Raw genomic sequence first — 3755 nt, 5'->3', positions numbered from 1 at the left:
GTAACCTGCCTAGTGAAACAGCAACAGCTACGGTAGCAGGCAAAACCTTTGCCGATGTAGCCGCAACACATTGGGCAGCAAGTGAAATTCAAAAGGCACAGGCCGCAGGTATCATGAACGGTCTCAGTGACACAGCGTTTGCACCGGAAGGTTCGATTACGCGTGCCCAGATGGCAAAAATCGCGTACCGTTGGTTGCAGAAACAACAAACGAACGCTGCGAGTACCTCACCAACAGCACCAGAAGTAGCGGCTTCCTTTACGGATGTAGCCGCGGATCTGTGGGCAGCAGATGCGATTGCCTATGTGCAATCCGCAGGCCTGATGACTGGATATAGTGATGGTACGTTCAAACCAAACAACAAACTGACCCGTGCCGAAGCGGTAAAAGTGCTGAACGTATTGTTCAAACGCACACCGCTGACGGGAGTGGCAACGCCATCCTTTAGCGACGTGCCTGCAACTCATTGGGCATATGCAGATATTGAAGCTGCGGCACAGAAGTAATTTTTTCAAGAAATAATGCTGAAGGCCACCCGTTGGGTGGTCTTTTTTTCTTTGTATGTAAGAAGTATGTTTGTTTTATATAGGTCTTAAATAATGTTTCATACAGTGAAAATGTTGAATATTGACGAAAAAAATAAAGAAAATCATCATTTTATTCAATGAAAACTGATTTTAAAACCAAAATTTTCATATTTGTTCAGAATCCGTTCAGAGTTGCGTAATACAATAGGCCTATCTATTTAATGAAATTGAGGAGGAAGAAAGGTATGCAGTACAGAAAAATAATAAGCATATTGCTCATTTTGGTGTTGGTTGCTCCATGGCTGGCACCAGCAGGAAAGGTCAGCGCAACGTCTCCTATGACCACGCCTGGTAATGGTGGGGACATAACCGTAACAAGTTTGAGTCAAGACTCGGTAAACATTACATGGAGTGAGGCTGAGACGAATACAGAAAGTTTGAGCTATGCGGTATTTCTCTCTTCTCAGGAAGATTTGAATAACGTGCAGGAAATGAATAATGCTATGAATAAAAGGGTTGGAACCTGGCTTGACGGTTCATCTTCTATAGATGGGATATTCTCTATAACTGCCTCAAATCTACATGAGAATGAGACATATTACGTCAATGTTCTGGTTCAACCTAGTACCGGTCCAGAAGTTGCATATGTGATGAAATCTTTTAAATTTATTTCTCCACGTACTGAACTTAACAGCGCGATTGGTGTTAACTTCGATCAAACCAAAGTGATGGAATTACTCGGCAACCCGAACCTGAACGATATGACTCCAGAATTCACATCACTTTCTGTAGGGCAGCAGGAAGAGCTTGCCGGAATCATGGGGAATTTGGACCTGATCGGTGGAGCTTTCTTTAGTGAAAACCAAGTAAAGTATATGGCTGAACTAGCATATCAAGGTCTTATGGTTATGCAGGAGTATCAAGTGTCAGAAATACAATCTCAGTTAACAAAGTATTATGAGAAGCTTTATAATGTCCGGGCATTAATTGATCCTACGCACTACATGATAATTGAGAATAATCTATTTAAATACCTTAATGGTTCAGATATAGATCAAAATCTGTTCGCTTTTATTATGAACCTGGATCGAATTTCGAAGGATAACATGCCTGTACAAGCAGTGCTGAAGCTTCCGGAGATGCTTAGTTATAATCCACGTTTTACAGAAGCCTCTACATCTACCGAGGTGGCAGCAGCTTTAGAAAAACTATATGATGTTCAGCAGAAGGCGGAACAATATAAAGGTACTTATAAAGAATTTCCTATAGGTAAATTTCCACTTGATTTCAGCAAAATGAGTGACATGATATCAGATGCTGGAGCGATGGGAAGACTGTCCGACTGGATGTTGTTGAAGAGACCTGGGAACGGTTATACCCAATACAGTGATATTCAAAAAGCTTTTGATGGATTTTTCACGGATAATACACCGTTGTCTAAACTAAATAAGGCTGTAGAAGATAGAAATTTGGAAGAAATCCTAGATGTTCTGAAAAATAGTGATCTGCTCATAGATCCTTTTATCGTTACAGATCTTACAGATGATGATAAGCAATCATTGGCTAGAACACTAATCAAGCTGATGCCTAGCTCGGGATCATACAATAAAGAGCAGATACAATTTATCGTGAACACGAGTTGGACAGGCTTGAAAGCATATCACGAAATAAATATAGCGGGCATGATGACAAGAATGGGTGAATTTTACCATCAGGTGCTGAATGGAGCATCATTATTTACACCAGAGGATTTCAGTCGCTTTAGTTTATCGGCAGAGTTTTATGAGAATGCCTCATTTATTGATCGATATGCTGCGGCTTACCTTCTTAAGTTGACGTACCTGTCTCCGGAAGAAGAGTTGAAGGATAGACGTGTGTTGTCTTTGTTAAGAGTAGCAAAAGAAGATGTTTATATTAACCAGGCTGTTGACGCTGATGAATTATTAAATACGTTTGATGAGTTACGGGAATTACAATTGATGTCAGAAGAGCAGGCTTCTTCAAACCCGAATGAGACGATGGAGCCGTTCTTTCTTCAACTAGAAAAATTAGACGAGCTGAACACGGAATTAGATAGATACTCCTTTGCACAATGGATGATATCTAAGAGACCGATGAATGGTTATAAAAGCTTTAGTGAAGTTCAGATGGAATTCGATAAATTCTTCAATCCCGACACAAATACACCTGTAACGATTTCTCAAATCAATGAAGCAAGACTGAACCAAGATGCTGTAACGATGCGTCAATTAATTGAAAATCCTTCACTGGGGATTCATTTGCCAAAGGAGTACGAAACATTAACTTCTGAAGTGAAGGACTATATTGCTTCATTTCTAATCAAAAATATTAAGAAGGATTATGAAAATAAGGCTCAGGTTCAATATATGATTGAACTTGCCATACAGATTCAATCGATCTGGGAAGAGAAGGATTTAAGCCTTCTGGAAGAAAAGTTGGATTCTTTTGCTACTAAATTAATGGATAGTCCAACGTATTTCCAAGATAAAGAGACAGAAGAGCTCGTTACGCTGGGTCAACTTCATTCGCATCGAAGTAATATAGATAAATCCGTTTTTGCATTGAAGTATATGAGCCTTCTGGCACATGAACGGACTTCAGGTGAGTCTGCAGGGAAAGTTGCCAATGAACGCTTTGTGTTGATGTTGCTGGCTACACCATTTAATTCTTTTGAGAATGCAGAAACAGTAGATAAAATGGATCAGTGGCTAAATTCAACTATGCTGGATCAACAAGCAAGCAAGGCATATCTGAACCAGCTGGACTATAATCTTGAGGGCTCGCTCGATCTGTCTAAAAGAGCAGAGCTGGATGCGAAGGGTCAAAAGGAACTTGCAGAATGGATGTTAACAGAGGAAAGCCAGTACGAGAGTGCAAATCAGTTCCAATATGTATTTAATCGTTTCTTTACAGCGCCGAAAGTAACTGTTGACGATATCAAAAACAGTATCATTGGTTTGGATGAAACGATGGAGATTTCCTTCAATGGCGGTCAGAACTGGCTAGATGTTGCATCTATGCAGAAAATTGAATTTAGTGGAGACAAAACGGTTCTGGTTCGTTATAAAGCGATCAGTGATGAGTTGCCAGGCCGTGCTGTGAAGATCGTCTTTACAGCCAATGGTGACAGCAGCGGTAATGGGAATGGTTCCACACCTAACCCGGGCAACAACACAGGTGGTAACGGTGGCGGTGGATCATCTGCAC

General features: G+C 40.7%; 1 protein-coding gene and 1 pseudogene. Both read left to right on the top strand.

Annotation, left to right across the window (positions count from 1 at the left end; genetic code table 11):
* The coding region (locus FS818_RS28125; protein ID WP_145336704.1) for an S-layer homology domain-containing protein at nt 1–506 on the top strand (506 nt) is incomplete at its 5' end.
* A 266-nt stretch (nt 507–772) separates the two neighbouring features.
* Nucleotides 773–3755 (top strand): annotated as a pseudogene (locus FS818_RS28120) (hypothetical protein); the annotation flags it as partial.

It is taken from the genome of Paenibacillus xylanexedens, assembly GCF_007680605.1.
GTDB classification, from domain to species: Bacteria; Bacillota; Bacilli; order Paenibacillales; family Paenibacillaceae; genus Paenibacillus; species Paenibacillus xylanexedens_B.
Note: the sequence above shows the minus strand (reverse complement) of the source record. Positions and strands in the feature narration are given on the sequence as shown.